2 protein-coding genes are annotated in these 2,556 nt (G+C 43.5%); both read left to right on the top strand.

Features of this window, described 5'->3' with window-relative positions; genetic code table 11:
• The first annotated feature begins 174 nt into the window (after positions 1–174).
• Positions 175–1,728 carry an IS21 family transposase gene (istA, locus tag RIG68_RS28340; protein WP_350130346.1) on the top strand — a complete coding sequence of 518 codons (1,554 nt, stop codon included), beginning with the start codon at positions 175–177 and terminating at the stop codon, positions 1,726–1,728.
• A gap of 56 nt (positions 1,729–1,784) precedes the next feature.
• A complete protein-coding gene (gene istB / locus RIG68_RS28335; protein WP_350130344.1) occupies positions 1,785–2,480 on the top strand; it encodes an IS21-like element helper ATPase IstB in 696 nt (231 codons plus the stop codon).
• The last annotated feature ends 76 nt before the right edge of the window (positions 2,481–2,556 follow it).

Here is a 2,556-nt window from a genome sequence, read left to right as displayed (position 1 = left end):
TGGATACTACGGTTCTAACTATGCCAGTGATATCGGTCGAGCTGTGCCAGTGATTTCGGTTCAAACCGTGCCAGTTTGGACTGTTATGACTTAGAGTAAATTATGGCATTACGGTTCTAACCGTGCCACTCTGGGGTAAGCGTTTTATACTCGGCTCTTTAAAAAAGAGCCGATATGTCTAAAACCCTTGACCCGATGGATTTACAACAAATAATAAGACTACACCTTGATGGACTGAGCAATCGCAGTATTGGTCAGACCTTAGGAATAAGTCGCAATACTATCAATCGTTACCTTCAGCTTTTTGATGGCAGTGAATACACACTATCGGAGCTTTTGGAGTTTGACCAGACCACTCTTAGGGAGCAGTTTACTGTCAAAACCACGATAGATAATGAGCGCTTTGATGAGTTGATGCGCTATCTGGGGCATGTCCATCAACAGCGCGCCCACCCTGGGTTTACCTTCCAGTACCATTATCAGGAATACAGGGCCAATAGCACACATCCATATAGCTACACACAGTATATGGCTCATTATCGGGCTAAATATGCCAGAGAGAAAGGTTCTATGAAGCTAGATCATAAGGCAGGTCATGAGATGTTCGTAGATTTTACCGGCAAAAAGCTCTCAATCGTAGATCATCAAAGCGGAGAGATAAAGGAAGTAGAAGTATTTGTAGCCATCCTGCCCTGTAGCCAATATACCTACGTGGAAGCCTGTAACAGTCAAAAGCGTGGCGACTTTCTTTCTTGTTTAGCCAATGCCTTGGTGTTTTTTGGAGGCGTTCCCAAGGCTATTGTAAGTGACAACTTGAAGTCGGCAGTGACCAAGGCCAGTAAATATGAAGCCGACATCAACCGATCACTCAAAGAGTTTGCCCTTCACTATAGCTGTGCTATCAACCCTACACGCAGCTACTCCCCTCAAGACAAAGCATTGGTGGAGAACGCTGTACACCTGGTTTATCAACGTATTTTTTATCCCATAAGGCAGATGACCTTCTTTAGTCTCGGTGATCTGAATGCAGAAATTAGAAAACATCTCAACACCTATAATGACCTGCTTTTTCAGCGCAAGGAGGCTAGCCGTAGAGAACTCTACCAATCACTGGATAGAGGCTACCTAAAACCCCTGCCAAACGATCAGTATCAACTCAAGAACTATACACGGGCCAAAGTGCAGAAGATGGGGTATGTATACTTCTCACCCGATAAAACCTACTACAGTGTACCTTATCGATACATAGGCAGCCAGACGCAGATCCATTACACCAATGATTGGATAGAAGTCTTTTACAATCACCAGCGTATTGCATCACATCATCGCAATCCCGTAAAAGGAGCCTACCTCACCAATAAGGACCACCTCAGCAGTGCTCACAAGGCTTATTCGCAGTGGAGCCCTAACTTCTTTAGAATGAAGGGCGGTACGCATGGAGAAGCTGTTGAAGCTTTTATGAAAGGACTATTCGCCAATGCAGATTACCCCGAGGTAAACTATAAGCGTGCCAATGGCATCCTACAGATGGGCAAAACATATGGCAGTGAAAAACTCAATAAGGCTTGTCTTAGAGCCTGTGATCTGGGCGAGTACAAATACACTTTGGTCAAAAATATATTGGCCAACAAGCAGCAAGAACTAGAACTGGACTTTGACCAATTGCATAATCAAACTCCACATATTCCTACTCATGATAATATTCGGGGAGCAGATTATTACCAATGAAACTTTAAAATCAAAGCAATATGAACAACACACAAACTTGTAACAAACTACGTACTATGAGACTACAAGCCATGGCAGATTTGCACGAGCAACACCTTGCTTCCAGCCAGCACACTTCAATGACCACAGATGAGTACCTAGGCTTACTCACCGATCATCAGTGGGAAGCCCGGCAGCATCAGAAAACAAGTAGATTACTTAAACAGGCTCATTTTAAGCAAAGAACCACGCTGGAAGAAATCAATTACTCACAGCAGCGGAACCTGGATAAGAACATGTTTCAACGGCTGGCAACACTCGATTTTATTACCAAAAAGGAAAGTCTGATCATTACAGGACCATCTGGGTTGGGTAAAAGCTATATCAGTCAGGCACTAGCTCATCAAGCCTGTATGCTGGAATACAAAGTGCTCTACCAGAATACCGGAAGAATGCTCAAAAAACTCAAACTAGCCAAGGTCGACGGTACCTACCTGAAGGAACTTAAGAAAATCAATCAGGTAAACTTGCTCATACTAGATGATTTTGGACTACAATCGATGGATAATCATGCTAGAGAAACTATGCTGGACATCATAGACGACAGGTACCAGCAGCAGTCCACCATAATTGCCTCTCAAATACCAGTATCGGCCTGGTACGAAATCATTGGAGAGGGCACCATTGCTGATGCTATCCTGGACAGATTAGTCAACTCTTCACATCGCATCGACCTAAAAGGAGAATCCATGAGAAAACTTAAAGAAATTTGATAAATTAATACCAATTTACGCCTTCCTCAGAGTGGCACCATACCACCGAAATCACTGGCACGGTTAGACCGATATA

The organism is Imperialibacter sp., assembly GCF_040222385.1.
Lineage (GTDB): Bacteria > Bacteroidota > Bacteroidia > Cytophagales > Cyclobacteriaceae > Imperialibacter.
Note: the sequence above shows the minus strand (reverse complement) of the source record. Positions and strands in the feature narration are given on the sequence as shown.